At 59.1% G+C, this 367-nt stretch carries 1 protein-coding gene; it reads right to left on the bottom strand.

Annotated features, from left to right (window positions below; translation table 11 throughout):
- On the bottom strand, nucleotides 1-367 hold a 367-nt coding region (locus tag GSQ92_RS21900; protein WP_254066657.1), incomplete at both ends, for a DDE-type integrase/transposase/recombinase.

Consider the following 367-nt stretch of genomic DNA (forward strand, 5'->3'; position numbering starts at 1 on the left):
GGCGAGCAGCAGGGCAGTCGTTTTGGCCTTCATAGATGGACCGCGATCGGCATGCAGGGTGAGTTGGCCGGGCGCAACGTCATACTTGGCGGCGGCATCCTCGAACAGTGGCTTGAAGAGAGAGGCGCTCTCAGTGTCGGCGACGCACCAGCCGACAACCCTCCGTCTGAAGATGTCGACAATCACATAGAGATAGAAATAGGTCCATTTAGCAGGGCCCATCAGCTTGCTAATATCCCAGGACCACACTTGGTTTGGGCCTTCGGCGATGAGTTCAGGCTTGGCGTAAACGGGATGGCGCAGCAGACGGCGGCGCTCCTTCACGTCGCCATGTCGGTGGAGGATCCGGTACATGGTGCGGATCGAG

Origin of the sequence: Acidisoma sp. S159, from assembly GCF_009766125.1 — a bacterium.
In the GTDB taxonomy this organism is placed as follows: Bacteria; Pseudomonadota; Alphaproteobacteria; order Acetobacterales; family Acetobacteraceae; genus Acidisoma.